General features: G+C 65.0%; 13 protein-coding genes. 12 read left to right on the forward strand and 1 reads right to left on the reverse strand.

The features are described 5' to 3' along the window. The first annotated feature begins 68 nt into the window (after positions 1 to 68). From rplA to OVO38_RS00865, 12 genes are all read left to right on the forward strand, one after another. On the forward strand, positions 69 to 779 hold the full coding sequence (gene rplA / locus OVO38_RS00810; protein ID WP_095537575.1) for a 50S ribosomal protein L1: 711 nt from the start codon (positions 69 to 71) through the stop codon (positions 777 to 779). Between the two features lie 118 nt (positions 780 to 897). Further along, complete coding sequence (locus OVO38_RS00815; protein ID WP_267207520.1) at positions 898 to 2553, forward strand: TIGR03773 family transporter-associated surface protein; 1656 nt, start codon at positions 898 to 900, stop codon at positions 2551 to 2553. Beyond that, the gene (locus OVO38_RS00820; RefSeq protein WP_267207521.1) at positions 2550 to 4094 is read left to right on the forward strand and encodes an anchored repeat ABC transporter, substrate-binding protein; all 1545 of its coding nucleotides are present in this window, start codon (positions 2550 to 2552) and stop codon (positions 4092 to 4094) included. The genes OVO38_RS00815 and OVO38_RS00820 overlap by 4 nt, the downstream gene beginning before the upstream one ends. A 15-nt stretch (positions 4095 to 4109) precedes the next feature. Continuing rightward, positions 4110 to 5027, forward strand: a complete 918-nt coding sequence (locus OVO38_RS00825) for a choice-of-anchor M domain-containing protein (protein WP_095275087.1) — start codon at positions 4110 to 4112, stop codon at positions 5025 to 5027. Beyond that, positions 5027 to 5833, forward strand: coding sequence for an anchored repeat-type ABC transporter ATP-binding subunit (locus OVO38_RS00830; protein WP_095275086.1), 807 nt, complete (start codon positions 5027 to 5029; stop codon positions 5831 to 5833). The genes OVO38_RS00825 and OVO38_RS00830 overlap by 1 nt, the downstream gene beginning before the upstream one ends. Next, positions 5826 to 6704 (forward strand): anchored repeat-type ABC transporter permease subunit, encoded by an 879-nt coding sequence (locus OVO38_RS00835; RefSeq protein WP_095275085.1) that lies wholly within the window; start codon positions 5826 to 5828, stop codon positions 6702 to 6704. The genes OVO38_RS00830 and OVO38_RS00835 overlap by 8 nt, the downstream gene beginning before the upstream one ends. After that, on the forward strand, positions 6705 to 9203 hold the full coding sequence (locus OVO38_RS00840) for a choice-of-anchor M domain-containing protein (RefSeq protein ID WP_267207522.1): 2499 nt from the start codon (positions 6705 to 6707) through the stop codon (positions 9201 to 9203). Between the two features lie 285 nt (positions 9204 to 9488). Beyond that, entirely contained in the window at positions 9489 to 10010 is a 522-nt protein-coding gene (gene rplJ / locus OVO38_RS00845) for a 50S ribosomal protein L10 (RefSeq protein WP_144716846.1), read from the forward strand. 64 nt (positions 10011 to 10074) lie between these two features. Then, a complete protein-coding gene (gene rplL / locus OVO38_RS00850; RefSeq protein ID WP_095275082.1) occupies positions 10075 to 10464 on the forward strand; it encodes a 50S ribosomal protein L7/L12 in 390 nt (129 codons plus the stop codon). 227 nt (positions 10465 to 10691) lie between these two features. Beyond that, a complete protein-coding gene (locus OVO38_RS00855; RefSeq protein ID WP_095553359.1) occupies positions 10692 to 11165 on the forward strand; it encodes a hypothetical protein in 474 nt (157 codons plus the stop codon). A 3-nt stretch (positions 11166 to 11168) separates the two neighbouring features. Further along, positions 11169 to 11894: a hypothetical protein gene (locus OVO38_RS00860; RefSeq protein ID WP_095546820.1), complete on the forward strand. Its 726-nt coding sequence runs from the start codon at positions 11169 to 11171 to the stop codon at positions 11892 to 11894. A 55-nt stretch (positions 11895 to 11949) separates the two neighbouring features. Continuing rightward, positions 11950 to 12993, forward strand: coding sequence for a DUF1877 family protein (locus OVO38_RS00865; protein WP_267207523.1), 1044 nt, complete (start codon positions 11950 to 11952; stop codon positions 12991 to 12993). 99 nt (positions 12994 to 13092) lie between these two features. On the opposite strand, the gene OVO38_RS00870 is transcribed toward OVO38_RS00865, so the two are convergent. Continuing rightward, positions 13093 to 18303: a Rib/alpha-like domain-containing protein gene (locus OVO38_RS00870; protein ID WP_267207524.1), complete on the reverse strand. Its 5211-nt coding sequence runs from the start codon at positions 18301 to 18303 to the stop codon at positions 13093 to 13095. Between the last annotated feature and the right edge of the window lie 504 nt (positions 18304 to 18807).

An 18807-nucleotide genomic window follows, 5' to 3' on the forward strand; every position in this document is an offset into this window, starting at 1 on the left:
ACAGGTGGGAGGGCCGGCCAGGCCCGTACCACCACTCCTGACATCACATACGAAGAAAGGAACGCAACATGGCTAAGAAGTCCAAGCGTTACAACGAGACCCTCGCACAGGTCGACCGCGACGCCCTGTACCACCCGCTCGACGCGGTGAAGCTGGCGCAGGAGACCTCCTCCAAGAACTACGACGCCACCATCGACGTCGCCATGCGCCTGTCCGTCGACCCGCGCAAGGCTGACCAGCTGGTCCGCGGCACCGTCAACCTGCCGCACGGCACCGGTAAGACCGTCCGCGTCGCAGTCTTCGCCGAGGGCGAGAACGCCACCAAGGCACAGGAAGCTGGCGCCGACATCGTTGGCACCGACGAGCTCATCGAGCAGATCAACAACGGCCAGCTCGACTTCGACGTTGCTATTGCAACGCCGGACCAGATGGCCAAGGTCGGTCGCGTCGCTCGTGTCCTCGGCCCGCGTGGTCTCATGCCGAACCCGAAGACCGGCACGGTTACCCCGGACGTCGCAAAGGCTGTCCAGGAGTCCAAGGGCGGCAAGATTGCCTTCCGCGTGGACAAGGCAGCGAACCTGCACGCGCTGATTGGTAAGGCATCCTTCACCGCTGAGCAGCTCGCCGAGAACTACGGCGCGCTCCTCGACGAGGTGCTGCGCCTGAAGCCGGCATCCGCCAAGGGCATCTACCTGAAGAAGATCGTGGTTTCCGCGACCCAGGGCCCGGGCGTCCCGGTTGACGCCTCCGTGCAGAAGGATTACGCCACCAAGGCCTAAGTTTCGCACACTCTCAGCGCCCCGGCGCCAGACTTGAGAAAGTCCGGCGCCGGGGCGCTTTTTGCTTGCTCACCTGGACGACTTGCCATGCGTGCTTAATGAAAATAGTCTTCATTAAGTGGAAATCTTCGGAGTGACTTGTGGGCGACGCAAGGTGGCGTCGATACTCTCTGCGCTGTTGCTGGTGTTTCTCGCGCCGATCGCGCACGCGGCGGAGCTCAGCCTGGATACCGGGCACATCGACGCGTTTGCGGTGCGCCCCGACGGCGACGGGATTGCGCTGAGCCTGCAGGAGGACGTGACGGGGTCGCATGTGCAGCACGCCCCCGAAGACGTCACCCTTGTTGTCGGCGAGCAGGCCTATACCGCCGACACCGAGAGTGTCGACGGGATTGGCGCGCCAGGCTACCTGCTCCCGCAGACGCAGCAGTCGGACCTCATCTGGCCGGGCTGGGACACGCAGGCGCTCGCCGGCGCGGGGATCAGCGACATTGACATCGAATTCCTTGACGTCTCCGGACCAGGCGAGGTGTACCTTTTCCAGGCGCAGGGGCTCGGCGGCGTTGGGCCAGTGCTTGACGACGCCACCCTCGCCCTCAACGCAGGCGCGACCATCCACCAGGACACGCCTGCGCACGCGCACGCAAACTGGTTGTTCACCGAGCCCGGCACTTACACGATGCGGGTCGTGGCGCACGCGGGCGGCGCGACGTCGAACGAGGCGACCTACACCTGGATGGTGGGGGAGGCTGACTCGGCCGAGACAACACCGACCCCGGCGGACTCTGCGACGCAGAGTGACGACACTTCGGCGCTCGGCGGCTTGGCTGACACGGACGAGCCGGAGGCGTCGCACCGGGTGGAGACCTACGCTGGCGAGCCTGCCGAGCCCGCCGAGGGCACTGAGGCCGCAACCGCCGCGTCCAGCGAGTCCTGCAAGCCGGCCCTGAGCCCGCAGGTGAAGGACGACCGACAGGTGCCCGCGACGTGGAACGACCCCGCCACGATGGTCTTCGGGCTCGGCGACGCCGCAACGACCACACTGCCCGAGGACGTCGGACCGATCCCGGCCGGAGAGGCCTGGATGATCGGCGCGACCCAGCAGGCCGGTGTGCCGTGGCTGGGCGCGAACACCCAGCACGAGTCCCTGCTGGAGCACACCACCGGCGAGGTGACGTGGGAAGTCACCGACTTCGACGGGCCCGGCAACATGTTCGTGTTCACCCAAGGCGGCTTGGGCAAGATTGTGGGCGAGGAGTGGTTCCGCGCCGAGCACGGCACCGCGCAGGGCGCCCACACCATTCCGGCGAACTCGCACGTGCACCCCAACTGGGTCTTTAGCGCCCCAGGCACCTACCACGTGACCGTGCGCCACACCGCCACAGCGAAGGACGGCACTGAACTCAGCGGTACTGCGACGCTCACCTTCGAGGTGGGCGGTTCCGGTAACGCCGACGACGGCCACTTCGACTTCGGCTCCGTCTACGACGCGGAGGGGGACTGCGGTGGCGCGGGCGCAGCCGGCACCGGCTCCGCAGGCCCCGAAGGCTCCGCGGGCCCCGCAGATTCCGGCAGCGAAAGCGCGGCCGCCGGGGGAGCTCAGCGTTCGGCGTCCGGGTCCCGCAGCGGCGGGCTCGCCGAGACCGGCCCAACCGTGATGACGCTGCCCATCGCCGTGCTGGGGATTGGCGTGCTCGTCTTCGGCGGCGGCATGCTCTGCCTGGACACGGCGCTGCGGCGCCGCCTGCTCGCCGCGCTTGGGGCCACCAAGTGAGGCGCGCGACCACCCGTGCCGTCGGCGCGTGCGCCGTCGTTGCGTTGGCCGCGTCGCTGGGCGGCTGTGGCAGCGCGAGTGGCGACCAGGGCGACGACGGCACCCTCAACGTCGTCGCGTCCACCTCGATCCTCGCGGACGTGGTGAGCAACGTCGCGGGCGACGATGCGACCGTGACCTCGCTGATGGGCCGCGGGGTCGACCCGCACACCTACGAACCGAGCCTGCACGCCACCCGCGACATCGCCTACGCCGACGCCGTATTCACCAACGGCCTGCTCCTCGAGCCGCAATCGCTGTCCCACACCATCGACTCCACCGTCCGCGAAACGGTGCCCGTCGTGCCGGTCGCGGAGCAAGCGCAGCGCTACGGGTTCTCGCCAATCCCGCTCGTCGAGGACGCCAGCCTGGACACCGTGTGGCTCGGCCTCCGTGTGGACACCGGCAAGTCCCTGCCACCAACCGGGGTGACAGAGCTTTCGCTTATCGACGCCCACGGCCCCGGCAATGCCTACGCCTTCATCCTCGGCACCTTCGGCACCCCCGAGGTGGTGTTCGATTCCCACGACGGCATTGACACCAAGGACTCGACGGTGCTGCCCGTCGACGCGCACACCCACGTCAGCTGGGCGTTCTCCGAGCCAGGAGTGTACGAGCTGACCATGCGCGGTGAGGTCCGTGACTCCGTGGAAGATGCGGCAACCCGCGGCGAGGCCGAGGACACGTTCACGGTGGTCGTCGGCCAAGACCCGGCCCAAGTGACGCCCGGAAAAACGGTGCTGGACCAGGGGCACGTGGACATCACCACCACGCTCCGCGACGGCGAGACCCGCCTCACCCTGCGTGATGATGACCTGGGCGACCTCGACCCGGCCGACGCCGTGATCGCGGTGCCGACGACCACGCTGCAGCCCGTCCCGCCGGAGCGCGCCTTCCGTTTCCTGGGCAACCCCGGGGAGGAGACCTACCTGCTGCCGCAGGCGGTGCTGGGCAACCACGTCCACGGCGAGCTGGACCCGCACTTCTGGCATGACGTTGCTGCGGTGAAAGCCGTGGTCAAGGTGGTGCGCGACGAGCTCAGCACCGCTGACCCCGCCAACGCGGAGGACTACGCCCGCAATGCCACCGCGTACCTCGCGCAGCTGGACGCGGCGGACCAGAGGATGCGGCAGGCGGTGGAGCGCATCCCGGAAGCGAACCGCAACCTGGTGACCACCCACCACGGCTACTCCTACCTGGGCGCGGCCTACGGGCTGCGCATCGCCGGGTTTGTCACGCCGAACCCCAGTATCGAGCCGAGCCCCCGCGACGTCATCGCCTTTACCCGCACGCTGGAAAACCTGCACGTCCCCGCGGTCTTTCTGGAACCACAGCTGGAAGGCAGCAGCAGCGTGCTCACGGAGACGGCGGCGCACCTGGGAATCCAGGTCTGCCCGATCTGGGGCGACACCCTCGACCCGCCGGGGGAGGGGCCCGCGGATACGTATGTGCACTTTGTAGAAGAAAACGCGGCGTCGATAAGCACTTGCCTTGCGCCATAAGAAAGGAACCCTGACATGAAACTTCAACTTGCAGCCCTCACCCTCGCCGCGGCGACCGCGCTCGCGCCCGTTGCTGGCGCACAGGGGATGGACAATGACCCCGCGCTGCAGCAGACGGTGCGCAGCGACGAGGCGATCGCGCCCGCCGGCGAGCAGGCCGTGATCTCCGCGGGCCACGTCGACCTCGGCGCGACCTTCGACGGCGACGAGCTCACCTTCCTCGCACGCGACGACTCGCAGGACCCGCCCGTGTGGCGCAGGCTTGACGACGTCGTGTTTCAGGTCTCCGACGACGCCAAGCAGACCCTGCCCGACACCGGAGCGTTTGACTTCACCGGCGCGGGCGCGGGCGATGATGTGTGGGTGATCCCGCAGACCGAGGTGCAGGGCGTGCCCTGGCTGGGGTGGAATACGCAGTCGCCGTCGCTGCTGGAGCGCTCCTCAAACGGCGTGAGCCTGGAGTTCGGCGGGCACGAGGGCGACGGCGACTTCTCGCTCTTCCTGCAGCCGGGCGGGTTCCACGAGCCGCAGCTGCTGTGGTCCTCGCGCGAAGACGGCACGCAGCCGATGTGGGTGGAGCCGAATACGCACACCCACGCCAACTGGGTGTTTACCCAGCCGGGCGTGCAGCTGGTGGGCGTGCGCGCCGTGGTGAAGGACAACGAGGGCAACACCCACACCGACGAGGAAGTCGTGCGCATCGCGGTGGGCAGCGATACCGACCCCGCCGAGGCGCAGGCGGCCGAGTTCTCCGGCCCGTGGCGCGGGGCCGAAAATGGGGACGAGAATGAGGCCACGGACGGCGCCACGGATGCTGCCGCGGGCTCATCTGCTGGCAGCAACGCCGGACTCCTCGTCGCCCTGGGGATTGGCGTGCTCGTCGTCGCGCTGGTGGCCCTGTTGGTCGTGCGCTCGCGGAAGGGGCGCGCGTAATGGCCGCGAGTAGTCAAGATGCGCTGATTCGGGTCTCGGGACTCAGCGCCGGGTACCCGGGGCGCGCCGTGTTCGACGGCGTTGACCTGGACATTCTGGGCGGACAGTTTGTCGGCCTGCTCGGGCCGAACGGGGCGGGCAAAACGACGCTGCTGCGCGCCATGCTCGGCCTGATCCCTGGCGCGCGCGGCACGGTGCGCGTCGCCGGGCGCAGTGGCGTGCAGGTGCGCAAGGCGGTGGGGTATGTCCCACAGCGTCACGACGTGGCCTGGGACTTTCCCATCGACGTCGCGTCCGCGGTGCTCAACGCCACGCTGGACCTGCGGCCCTGGTACACACGCGCGGGTGCCGCGGAGCGCGACGCCGTCGCGGACGCCCTGGACAGCGTCAACCTCACCGAGCTGTCCGCGCGCCCCATCGCGGATCTCTCGGGCGGGCAGCGCCAGCGCGTTCTGGTCGCCCGTGCGCTCGTGCGCAAACCCCGGGCCCTCTTCCTCGACGAGCCGTTCACCGGCCTGGACATCCCGTCCACCGAGCAGCTGCTCGCCCTGTTCCGCGAGTTGGCGGGCCACGGCATCGCCATCGTCATGTCCACACACAACATCGTCGAGGCCGTCGATTCCTGCGACCGCCTCATCCTCTTCCGCGGCGGGGTCGTGGCTGACGCGGCCCCCGGGCAGCTGTGCGACACCCAACCGTGGATGGACACGTTTGGGGTTGGGCCCGAATCGCCCTGGCTGGCCGCCCTGCAGACCCACGTGCAACGAGCTCAACCACACCGCGCCGAGGAGGCCACGCATGCTTGAGATCGGTTTCCTGCAGTTCCTCGCCGACGTGGCCAACCCGCAGCTCGCGTTCCTGCCCCGCGCGCTCGTGGCGGCGGTGCTGGCCTCGGTGCTGTGCGCCGTGGTGGGCTGCTTCGTGGTGCTGCGCGGGATGGCGTTCATCGGCGACGCCGTCGCCCACGCGGTCTTTCCGGGGGTGGCCATCGCGTTCGCGCTCCACGCCTCGGTGCTGCTCGGCGGGGCTGTGGCCGGGGCGGTCGTCGCCGTCGTGATCGCCGTGCTGTCGCAGCGCAGGACGATCAAGGAGGACGCGATCATCGGCATCGTGTTCGCCGCGGCGTTCGCGTTTGGGTTGGTGATTATTTCGCGGGTCGAGGGCTACACGGCGTCGTTAAGCGCATTTCTTTTTGGCTCCCTGACTGGCGTAAGCGTGCGCGACCTGTGGGTGAGCGGCGTGACCGGCGCGGTGATCATTGCGCTGGTTGCGGCGCTGCGGCCGTGGCTCACCGCGGTGGCGCTGGATCGCGAGACCGCGCGTGCGATGAATCTGCCCGTGGCCGCGCTCGACCTGGTGCTCTACCTGTGCGTGACCGCTGCCGTGGTGATTTCGGTGCAGACCATTGGCAACATCCTGGTCATCGCGCTGCTGGTCACGCCCGCGTCCGCCGCGCGCCTGTTCACGGACAACCTGGAGACGATGATGGTGCTCGCCGCGCTGATCGGCATCGTCGGCAGCGTCCTCGGCGTGTGGCTGGCCTGGTCCTTCGACTCGCCCACGGGCGCCACGATCGTTCTGTGCGTGACCGCGATTTTCGGGCTGAGCTGGCTGTTCGCGCCGCGCCGCGGAGTGCTGCGCGCGCCGGGCCGGACGCCGCGGAAGGAGACCGTCTAGATGCGACTGCTCAGACTCGTCGCCGCGACGGCGCTCGTTGCTGCCAGCTCTCCGGTGGCTGCCGCCGCCGAGCTGACTGACACCGGGCACGTGCCCGGCGATGCCGGCTTCGGCGTCGACCTGCCGGCCGATACCCCGTGGGCAGGCCGCGACGGCACGACGCACCCCTGCGCAGGCCGCAAGCTGCTCTATCACTCCCACAACGACGCGCTCTACGGCACCCGCGTCGGCGGGGACCTCACCGTCATGGCAGTGGACGGGCAGCAGGTCGTAAACCAGGACGATGTCTGCTTCCGCCTGCCGCGCGACGCCGATCCGGACGGCAACGAGGTCTCCCGCATCCAGATCCCGGACGACGGCTCGCTCGACTTCCTTGGTCAGCCCGGCGACACCGTGTGGCTCGCACCGCAGTCCGTGGACTGGGCCGACAACTGGCGCCCCATCTGGTCGGGTCTCGGCGCCTTCGATCCCGCCCACGAGGGCGACCCGTCCGCCATCCCCAGCAACTTCGAGGACGACCTCATGCACTTCGACCTCACAGACATCGAGGGCCCCGGCGACGTGCAGATCTTCTTCAAAAATGCCATCTCGCCCGCGGAAATCGTCTTCAATAGCGCCGACCCGCAGGCCCGCACGGTCGACTACGAAGTCGGCGCCCACGGTCACTTCAACTGGGCCTTTTCCAAGCCCGGCATCTACGCCTTGACGTGGCAGGGCAGGGCCTCGCTTATCGACGGCACGCCGCAGCACACCAAGCCCATCACCCAATACTGGCTCGTCGGCGATGACGGCGATGTGGGCCTGGCCGACGGCACCACCACCGAACTGCGCAAAGTGACCAACTATGTTGGCGGCGACCCGGGGCAGGGCGTTGAGGACGGCGGTGCTGGCGCGGAAGCTGGCACCGGTGGCACCGACCAGAGCGCGCCGCTGACCACGGTGCAGCTGCTTCCGGAGGAAGGCGAACCCAGCCAAGAACCCAGCAGAGAACCTGATGATGGCTCCGCGCCGGCCGGGGGTGCGGTGGCGTCGACAAGCGAGCAGCCCAGCGCGACGCGACCGGACGAGGGGCGCTGCGAGGCGGCGCGCGCACTGCGTACCAAGCCGGAGGCGCTGATCAGCGCTGGTCACATGGATATGGGGCTGGTGGATGACGGCGGCATTGAGGCGAAGCTCATCGATGACAGCGATCCGCGCTCGCCGACCCCGCGCGACTCCGGCACGTTCCTGTTCGAGGTGCCCGACGCAGCGAGAACGAAGATCCCGACGAACTTCCGCGCAAGCTTCCCCGGCGAACCAGAAACCATGTGGGTGCTGCCGCAGGCCCAGGTGAAGGGCCTGCCGTGGCTCGGGTTTTCCACGACGCGGCTGACGCAGGACAGCTTGGCACCAGGCAGCAACGTGAAGGTGACCATGAAGGATGCGGAAGGCCCCGGGCGGATCTTCTCCTGGCACGAGTCGCTCGGTGGCACGACACTGGAGCTCGATTCCGGCGACGCTGCGACCGCGCTGGAGTACGGGGTCAACGACCACGACCACCAGGCGTTCGGCTTTACCAAGGACGGCCTCTACTCTGCGACGTTCCGCTTCGAAGGCACCGCCAGCTCGGGCGAGGCGTTCTCGAAGGAGCTGACGGCGGCGTTTGCCGTGGGTGACTCCGCAGTGGCGCAGGCGAAGGAGTACGCGTCGAGTGGGTACGCATCGCTTGACGACACCGACTGTGCCAATACCAGCGACGAGCCCGGCGCCGATTCTGGTGCCGGCAGCTCGGACACGTGGGTGGGGGCCCTGGCCAAGGGGATCCGCTCCGTGGACAAGGAGTTTGGCGCCTTCGGGGAGAAAGCAGGGCCGTTCTTCGCGCACCTGCGTGGTGGGGGTAAGGATGCCGTCGCGACGACGTCGCTGAAGCCGCCGGCACCACAGCTGACGTCGCCGAAGCCGCCGGCACCGGCTCAGAGTGCTCCCAGCAGGCGGGGAAGTGGCGCGGCCGCCCCGACACGCGAGCAGCGGGTCAGCGCCTCCGCCGGCGGCAGCGGCTCGGAGAGACCGGGCAGTGCCCCGGGTAGCCGGGGAGGTGCCCGGACGCACACACCGGCGAAGACGAGCAGTGCCCAGGGCAAGTCGGCGCCGAAGAAGCAGAAACCGACGAAGCAGACAACACCGAAGAAGCAAACAACGACGCCCGCGAAGCCTGACCACGGCTCCGGCGAAAAGACCACCGGCAGCGGTTCCGGTGGGATCGTGTCCTCCTTCGACGGCACGAAGCCGAAGCGCGGAAGCGACAGCGATGGTGATAGCGGCGAGGATGCAGCGCAGGCGCAGGTCGCGACCTCGCAGGGCACGACCGCCAGCGGCTTCTGGGGAGGACTCATTCTCGGCGTGGGCCTGATGGCTCTGCTCGGCGGCATCGTGCTCTTCACGGCGGCGGCGAAGATGCTGCGGCACGCCCCGAAACCGGGGAGCTCCAGCGCGGACGCGGCGGAATCGTCGGGAGTGTAGGCGCGATTTGGTGTTTTGGCAGGGGACCGACTAACGTACGACGCGAAGTTTGAACGGGTGAAAACCCGTGCTCAAGTTTCACCGAAGACCGTCGGTCACTCTGCCACCGCAGAGTCGAAGGAATCCCACTCCAGGGATCGGCCCACGCAGGAGAAACGTGGCTTGCCTTTCAGGGTGCCTCGTGCTTCTGCACGGGGCATTTTTCTTTGGGACGTGTGAGCGTCGAGAAGCGAAATGCTCCGGGCGGATTGAAGGACATGAAGAATTGGAAGGAGGCGTGTGTACATGGCTAACCCGAAGAACGAGCAGGAGCTCAAGGTTCTGAAGGAGAAGTTCGAGGCGGCTAGCTCGATCGTGCTGACTGAGTACCGTGGCCTGACCGTTGGTCAGCTGCAGGAACTGCGCGGTGAGCTCGGCTTCGACGTCGAATACCACGTCGCCAAGAACACCCTCATCAAGATCGCTGCTAACGAGCAGGGCATCGAGGGTCTCGACGATCTTCTTGTCGGCCCGACCGCTATCGCCTTTATCAAGGGCGAGGCTGTCGACGCTGCGAAGGTCATGAAGAAGTTCAACAAGGATCACGACGCATTCGTGATCAAGGGCGGCTACATGGATGGCAATGCCATCGATGCTGCTCAGGTTGATGCCATCGCCGAGATGGACAACCGCGAGACCACTCTTGCAAAGCTCGCTGGTGCCTTCGAGGGCTCCTTGGCAAAGGCCGCCGGCCTGTTCCAGGCTCCGGCGTCCAAGACGGCCCGCCTTGTCGCTGCACTGCAGGACAAGCAGGACGACGCTGCATAACGCGAACTAACTACACACACCAAACATTCGGGCCAAAGCGCCCACAAACAGAAAGGATGCCATTATGGCTAAGCTGTCCAAGGACGAGCTCATTGAGCAGTTCAAGGAAATGACCCTCATCGAGCTTTCCGAGTTCCTGAAGGAATTCGAGGAGGTCTTCGACGTCACCGCTGCTGCACCGGTTGCTGCTGTTGCTGCCGCTCCGGGCGCTGCTGGCGACGCTGCTGCTGAGGAAGAGAAGGACGAGTTCGACGTCGTGCTCGAGGACGCGGGCGCCAAGAAGATCGGTGTCATTAAGGCTGTCCGCGAGATCGTCTCCGGCCTGGGCCTGAAGGACGCTAAGGAAATGGTCGAGGGTGCTCCGAAGGCCATCCTCGAGGGCGCAAACAAGGACGACGCTGAGGCTGCAAAGGCCAAGCTCGAGGAGGCTGGCGCAAAGGTCACCCTCAAGTAAGAGCCTTTCGCTTCTCGACGTCACCCCCCGTCCACCGGTACGAAAACACCGGTGGGCGGGGGTTTCGCGTGTGTGTGGGGGGGCAGGAGTGCAGCTCCTTTACCACTGATGAACGGGGGCTCAGGCCAGGTTGCACCCAGTAGCCCCTTCGAATTCGAAGACTATTCGGTACCCTGGCAACCTGTGAGCGCTGTACCGCGATGCGGAAGTGGAGCTCAGGACAGGGTTTGAATACATTGACGGCGAGCCATTACGAGGGGCTGATTGAAATGCTTGATGCACCTGAAAAAGAACCTGGTCGTCTCATACCTTGGATCCGGGGCTTCGACCCGGATGTCATCGAATTCAGCTTGGCGTGCGTGCCAGATTGGGTGCCGTCTGAATACCGCGAATTTTTCAACTCGTACGTTGCGTTCGAGTTCGAATACGGCGAATGGTTCGCTCCGAACCAACCGCCGAGCGATCCGAGTAGTGTGCAGGCTGGCTATTCCAGCCTGCGCGAAGCGGCTGAAGCGTTCGGCGCGGATCCGGACGCCTGGTTCCCAGTCGGGATGTTTGACGGTGATGACTACGTGGCGTACCACCGAAAGGACGACGGCGCGATCGAGTTTGGGCGCTACCACTTCTTGGACCGGGAGTTTTTGGACGGGCCATATCCGAGCATGGCTGAGTGGATGCAAACCTACGGAGTGGAGCTATAAACAATGGAACTGCACGCTGTGCGTTACGACGACCGTGTCTTCGACGAGCCGAGTGTCGACGGTATAGATTTTTCGATGGTCCGGTTTGAATCATGCACGATCACGCGCCCGCACGGGAGGCCGGGCAGTGTCTCGCATATCGCGTTCATAGATACTGAATTGTCCAGCCCAGCGTTCGATTTCCGAGCTGACTGGTTGAGCACCGTCTCCGGCTCTACCCTGCGCGATGTGGTGATTGAGGGCGGCGGTGTGCAGTCTCCGATTTCTGCGCGTGTGGTGGATTCTACGATCACCGGCGAGCTGCGCAACCTCGGGTTGAGCGAGCACTTTCGCTATGACCAGCTCGAAGGGGTTGATCTGTCCGACTGCAAACTGGAGAACGTGAGTTTTCAGGGCATCCCGATGGAGCGTGTGAAACTCTCCCCGGCGGACGAGGCGCTGTTGGTCGAGGACTGGGCAGCGGTTGCGGATGAGGTGTACGCAGTTGTACGCAGGAAGATGTCTTGTGGCGACGCGAAAGCGGAATTCGCTGCTGGGGAGGTTTTCGTCGCGCTTGAGAGTGATGCGTCGCTTTTCCGCTCGCGCTTCGACATCACCAGGCCCGACAAATCGCTCGGCTATGACGAGCGCCGCGGCGCGCGGTATGTCCACGAGCTCGCATATACCGACAAGCCAGACTGGTTCATGGAAGTGATCCGCTCGCTGTACCGCGAGGTCGGCCTCGCGTGAGACAGTCACGTTTTCGTTCTGTAGTTGAGACTCTCACAGGTGAGGATTTACGGACATGTTCGTGAAGTTGGATCGGAAGAACCAGTCGGAGGCTGCTACCAGTGAGCTTCTGCGGGTGGTGGAGGAAGTCAATCCTGAATTGGCAAACATGCTTGATCCGGATGCGAGCATGAGTCTGTTCGACCAACTCAAAGCGCGTGCAAGTCGGACTGAGCTCAATGCGATTCGTGAGGGGGTCCGTCCACTGGCGGAGCGATCGTTTGATGATCCACTAGCTCGCTATCTCTTTGGATATTTTCCTGGACTCGGGGTGAAAAACCCCGACATTAGCTATGTGGTTGATGAGATGGAGCGGCTCAAAGACGAGGAAATGGGCCCTGAGCTGGATGCGGTACTGAATTTCGATCTGACCATTTTGTGTGAGGTGATGTCGGCATCCAATATTGACCAACTCGACAGGCTGCTCCGGATTGAGTCAGACACGATCGCAGGGCAACAATCCGTGGTGATCCAAACAGGGGTGCGGAAAAAGTTCTTTCGTGAAGCGCCGCAGCTGCAATGGCTGGCGGCATCGCGCTTCCGGGACAGAAATAAGTACCTCGATGGTGCCCTCGACCGAATGCTGTCTGCTTCTGATAACAACAGCGTTGCTGGGGTTTCGACCGAGTCGGAGCCGCTGGCTGATGACGTAGTGAGTGGTCCCCTTCCGATCTATGTTTCGGTGCCAGCAGGGGAGTATTCGTCGCTTCTTTCCGCTGATGCGGAGACTCGTGTGGACGCGATGTTCGACGTGATGGAGGAAGAGACTTACCCGGTTGCAGATATCGACAAGCTGCACGCGGCGACGCACCGGGTGCTGGTCGAACTTGTCGGTGAAGATGCTGCGACGTCGATTGTGTATGGGGGTGCGGATTTGGATCCGCAGCAGGAAACGGACGGTCTGCGGGGGAACGACCCCGGTGACGTCGATAAGCTTTCGTCCTTGCTTGCTGATGTCGACCTCGGGACGTTGGAAGATTCCTTGGCGGTGGGAGAGTTGGCAGGGATTTACGCCGCAGCGGCGAAGCGCGGAGACGCTATCGCAGTGCTGATGAACTAGCGGGCGTATTGCCTGCTGCACACAACACATCCCCCGCCCGATCGTCGCAACGACCGTGCAGGGGATTGCTGTGGGCTGCCTAAGCCCCACTACAAGGGACTAGTTTTCATCCTCCTCGTTCTTCTTTGCGTTCTTCTGCGCGGACGACTCTTGTGCGGACGAACCTTGTGCCTTGCCGCCTTCGCCGCCGCCAATCTTGGAGCTCAGGCCGTCGTACTCAGGCGCGCAGGCCTGGGCAATCTGGTCAGCGATGAGCAGACCGAGTGCGGTGAGCGCCAGAGCCGCGGCTGCGGTGCCGAGCTCGCGGGCCGGGAAGTTCGGTCCAAGCACGGACTGTGCCGCCTGGGCGAACTGCTCGTCGAAGATACCCAGCTGCTGCTGGATCTGCGTGTTCACCTGCTCGATAGCCTTGCCAGCCTCGGCGCGGAACTCCTCGAGACCCGGGATAGCCACCTGGGTAGCCACACCCAGCGGGATCAGGAGCAGGAGCGGGATGCCGACGCCCGCGAGACCGGCGATGCAGCGATCGCTCAGTTCCGAGGAACCAGTGGTCGTGCCCTGCGACTCCGAGGAAACCTTGATGACCACGACGCGGTCGCCATCCTTGGTCTCGACGACGTAGGTGCCTTCGGCCCAGTCCTTCGGGACAGTGATGGTGATGTTGCCATCAGCGTCCTTGCCCGGGTTGAGCTCGGAGATGTCCTTGATGGTGCCATCCGGGTAGCGGATCTGCAGATCCTTCGGGTCGATGTCGCCACCAACGGTGACGGTATCGCCCGGCTTGACCTCAACGGTCGCACCGTTGGACACCTGCGGCGGAACCTGCACAGGGACGGTGATCGTTTCGTTCGAACCATCCGGGTAGGTCACCACGACGGGGATGTCGTAGCTTCCGCCCTTGGCGTCCTTGTCCGGGTTTACCGTCACCTTGCCGGTGCCCGGGTGGACGGTCACCTTGCCCGGGAAGGTGTGCTTACCGGGTGCGAAGGTGGTGTCCTTCGGAAGATCGGAGCCGTCCTCGTTCTTCGGGCCCTCAATAACAGTGTCCTGTTCGCGAGGCGTCGTGGTGCGGTCGCCACCGTAAGTGGGATCGTGCGCGTCGCTATCCTGCGGGTCCTTGCCATCGGTGTCGTTGCCGCCGGTGTTTCCGCCGGGGGTCGTGCCGGTATTGCCGCCGTCGCCGGGCTTATCGGAACCGCCCGAGGTGGTACCGACGGTGAAGATCGGAGACAGCGTCTCACTGGAACCATCCGGGTAGGAAACGATGACCGGGATGGTCACCTCGGTGCCGTTCGGAGTGTTCGCAGGCGCCTTAATGGTGAAGTCACCGGTGTCAGCGTCACCATCCAGGGTCCAGCCGGACGGGAACTTCGGGAAGACGAACGTCGTGCCTTCCGGCAGCTCGCGGTCGCCGTTCTGCTCGAACTTGACCGGGGTTTCGGCCAGACCGCGCTGGTTCTCGTAGCCAGGGTTGTTGTTGTCAGCCTGGGAAGTCGAGTCCTCGCTGCCCTTACCGTTGTCGCCGCCCTTACCGTCGTCCTTGTCCTCGTCTCCGCTGTCAGCCGGGATGACCTCGACGGGGACTTCAACGGTGTCGGTGGTGCCGTCCGGGTAGGTCACCTCCACGACGACAGTGTGCTTGCCGGGCTTTGCGTCCTCGTCCGGAGTGACAGTGATCTCGCCGGTACCCGGATCGACCTCGACCTTGCCAGGGAAATCGTCGTCCTTGTGCTCGAACTTGGTGTCATCCGGAAGCGCAGAACCGTCCGGGTTACGCGGTGCGTCGACGGTCTCGGTGTCACCGGGCTCGACCTTGGTGTCGCCGTCGTACACCGGCTCGTTGTCCGTTGCGTCATCGGAAGTGCCAACAACCTCGAACGGTGCGTTGACGGTCTCGCGGGAGCCATCCGGGTAGACCACGCTGACCGGAATAGACACTGCCGTACCCGGCAGAGCGGACTCGGGCGGGGTGACCGTGAAGTCGCCGTTCTCGTTCGGCTCACCGAAGGTCCAGCCAGCCGGTGCCTTCGGCAGGACGAACTTGGTGCCCTCTGGGAGCTCACGGTCGCCATCCTGCTTCAGCTCGGTCGCGGTACCCGCCGGACCGGACCCGGGGGAGTACGCCGGATCGTTGTCTACAGCGTCGGTAGAGCCGTTGTCCTTACCGTCATCCGAACCGTCGCCGGAGCCATCATCGGAACCGTCATCCGAACCGTCGCCGGAGCCATCGTCCGAACCGTCGCCGGAGCCATCATCGGAACCGTCATCCGAACCGTCGCCGGAGCCATCGTCCGAACCGTCACCGGAACCGTTGTCGCTGCCGCCGTTGTCCGGCGGGGTGATGGTGGTGTCATCCGGGATGCGGACCGGAAGGTCGATGGTTTCCTCGGTGCCGTCCGGGTAGGTGATGTCAACCGGGATGGTGTAGTCGCCCGGGGTGGCGTCCTCGTCAGGCGTGAGCGTGACCTCACCGGTGCTCGGGTCGACGGTGACCTTGCCCGGGAAGTCCGAATCGTCAGAGTCGCCCTGCTCGAAGGTCGTGTCCTCCGGCAGCGAGGAGCCGTCCGGGTTCGTGGGGGCGTCGACAAGCGTCTCCTCGCCTCGCGGAGCCTCGGTGTCCTCGTAGGAGGGGTCGTTGCCGCTTGCGTCGTTGGTCACCACGAAGACAGCCTCGGTGTCGTCGATGGTGCCGTCCGGGTAGGTGAAGCGGACCGGGATGGTCACGCGGGTGCCATCGAGCGCGTCGGGGTCCGGGGCGACGGTGAAGTCGCCAGCCTCGTTGGGCTCTCCGAAGGTCCAGCCCTCAGGAGCATCCGCGACCGTGATCTTGGTGCCCTTAGGCAGCTCGCGGTCGCCGTTCTGGGAAACCTTGGTCTCCTTGCCAGCCGCGCCCTCGGTGGTGCCGTAGCTCGGGTCGTTGTCAGCAGCCTGGTCGGAGGAGCCGGTATCGCCGCCGTCGCCGTTGTCCTTGGGGTCTTCGGGGACGGTGACGGTGACGGTGGTGGTCTCCTCGGAGTCATCCGGGTAGGTGACCTCAACTGGGATCTCGTAGTCGCCCGGGGTTGCATCGTCGTCAGGAGTGACGGTGACCTTACCGGTGCCCGGGTCGACCTCGACCTTGCCCGGGAAGTCGTTCTCGCCCGGCTTGAACGTGGTGTCCTCCGGAAGCTCGGAGCCGTCCGGGTTCTTCGGCGAATCGATCTCGGTGGGCTCGCCCTTCGGGGTCTCCGTGTCTTCGTAACGCGGGTCGTTCGTGTCCTTATCCAGCGGCAGGACGGTGAACGGCGCGGTGACGGTGTCCTGTGAGCCGTCCGGGTAGGTCACCAGGACGGGGATGTCGACCTTGCCCGGGCGAGCGTTCTTCGCCGGGGTGACGGTGAAGTCGCCGTTTTCATCCGGCTCGGACGCGGTCCAGCCGTTCGGCAGGGTCGGGGTAAAGGTGCTGCCCTTCGGCAGGTCCTGGGTTTGGTCAACCTTCGTGCCCACGCCCGGCTTGCCCTGTGCGGGCTGGTAGTACGGGTCGAAGTTCTCCGCATCGGACTTGTCCGGATCCTCGGTCGCGTTGTCGCGGGCCGGGACGGTGACCTCAACGTCGACCGTATCGGTGGTGCCGTCCGGGTAGGTGACCTTGACCGGAATGTCGTAGTCGCCCTCGCGAGCGCCGTTGTCCGGGTTGACCGTGACCTTGCCGGTACCCGGGTCGACCGTTACCTTGCCCGGGAAGCCCGGGAGCTGCTCACCGTTCGGGCCGGTGACCGGCTTAGTCGGGTGCTGCTCGAAGGTGGTGTCGCCAGGAAGGTCGGAGCCGTCCGTGTTCTTCGGGCCGTCGATGACGGTGTCGGTCCCGCGCGGCGTTTCGACGCGGCCGCCATAGGTCGGATCGTTCGCGTCGTTATCAGCCTCGCGATCGGGCTGGCCCGGGGTGACCGTGTGGCTGGAGCCGTCAGCGTTTGTAGCCAACGCGAAGTTCACGTTGGTCCAGTTGCCGCCACCGTCGCGGTGCGGGGCGGTGGCAACGTTCGCATTGTTGCCCAGGTGCTTCTGGCCAGGCACGTGGCCGTTATGCGCCCAGTCGGTGTCGGCAAGGGAGCGCTGTGCGTGGCCCGACTCGGTGTAGACGTCATTGCCCACCGGTGCGCGGAACTCAGAGGTGTTCCAGGACGACAGGTTGGTCTTGATGTTGTGGTCTGCGTCCTCGACCCACATGTAGACGTAGTCCGCGTGACGGGCCTGGTCGAAGGAAGAGCGCAGCGTGTAGGTGCCGTCCGCCTTCACCGGTGCGGAGTAGACGGTGAAGTTCTCGGGATGCGCACGGACGTAGTCTGCCGTTCGCTTGATACGGCCCTGGATGTCGGCTCTCGTGCGGTTACCGGTGGTGTTTGTGTCGCGACGGATCGCATCCAGCGCCTGGTACGCCTCGTCGTTCGGCACGGCCTGGTAGACGGTGTGTCCCTCGGCCGGGGTGTCCGTGCCGTCGAAAAGCACACCATTGTCCACGTTGATGTTGTACTGGTTCTTGGCCCACACGTTCTCCGTGTCGGTGCCCTTCATAGAGTCGTTCCATACCCGGCCGGAGTACGTACGCTTGACGGCCTTATCCGGGGTTTCGGAGAGCTGGCTCTTCAGGGTGTTCGACGCGGGGGAGACCTGGTAGACCTTGACCACCGTCTCACCCCACGTGGGGCCGCGACGGTCGTTGACTGCCACTGGGTGGATGGACCAGTTGAGGTTGCGGGAATCTTCGACGCTGCCGCTGTACCATGCGCCACCCGGGGTCGCGCGTACGACAGAGAACGGCTCGTTGATGTGCGGGTTGATCGCCGAGTTGTTCTCGCCGATCAGCAGCTGGACGTCAGCGGAGCCATCCTTCCAGGTGCCTGCAGCCAGCTTCGGGGAGCCGTCCTTGAACTCGAAGGCGTAGACCGTGTTGCCAAAGTCATCCGTGTGTGTCGTCGCCTTGTGGATGCGAGACATCTTCCCGCCACCGGTGTCGTAGCGCATGTACATGTCCGCGCCCTCCGGAACCGGGGTGTCGCTCCATGGGTTGCGCATATCGTCGACCTCCATGGTGCCACGGTCAGCGTAGGAGAGGTAGCCCCACACCACGTTGCGTTTTCCGTCGAGGACGCCCTTGTTCACGCTGTCAGTCGGCGTGATGGCATCCGCTTCGACGATGCTGGCGGGGTCCCAGTCGCTCGCGCTCGGTGCCTCGGCGGCGTGAGCCACGTTGGCAATTGCTGCGTGAGGGCCAACTACTGGAAGCGCTTGCGATCCGACGGCGATGGCCATCGAGGCTGCAAGCATTGTCATGCCGCGGCGACGGCCTCTCTTATGGGGTTGGGCAGGTGGGTAAGCCATCATATTCTCCTTAGCGTTTTCTGACGGTTTGGCACGATATTCTAAGTGAGTCTCAGGAAGCTGGAAATGGCTTTGGGGTGCCTGGGGGCGATTCGGCGACGCCAGTACGCGAAAAGGCGGTATAAATGTGTCCCTACTCACTATGTATGCGTCCAAGCTTATATCCGATCCGCGGGTAGTGCGGGGGTGATTGGGGCAGTTTTAATAGTTTTCGAACACTAACTGGTAGGTTGAAAAGGGCGGTTTACTGGCCACAAAAGGTATAGAGGTACGTGTTTGTATCCGTGCAGAAGGGGGGTGGGCGTGAAGTGTTGCAAAGCGGGTGCGAAACGCGCGAATGTCCTTACACATGCTGAGCCGAAGCTGTGTGCAAAAATCTTGCATTCTGAGATACCGGGGGCGCAACGCCTCGTTTGCTGAGAATGTTACGTGGTCATGCCCGCCCGCAGGGGAGCC

This window comes from Corynebacterium sp. Marseille-P8863 (genome assembly GCF_946902955.1).
In the GTDB taxonomy this organism is placed as follows: Bacteria; Actinomycetota; Actinomycetes; order Mycobacteriales; family Mycobacteriaceae; genus Corynebacterium; species Corynebacterium gottingense.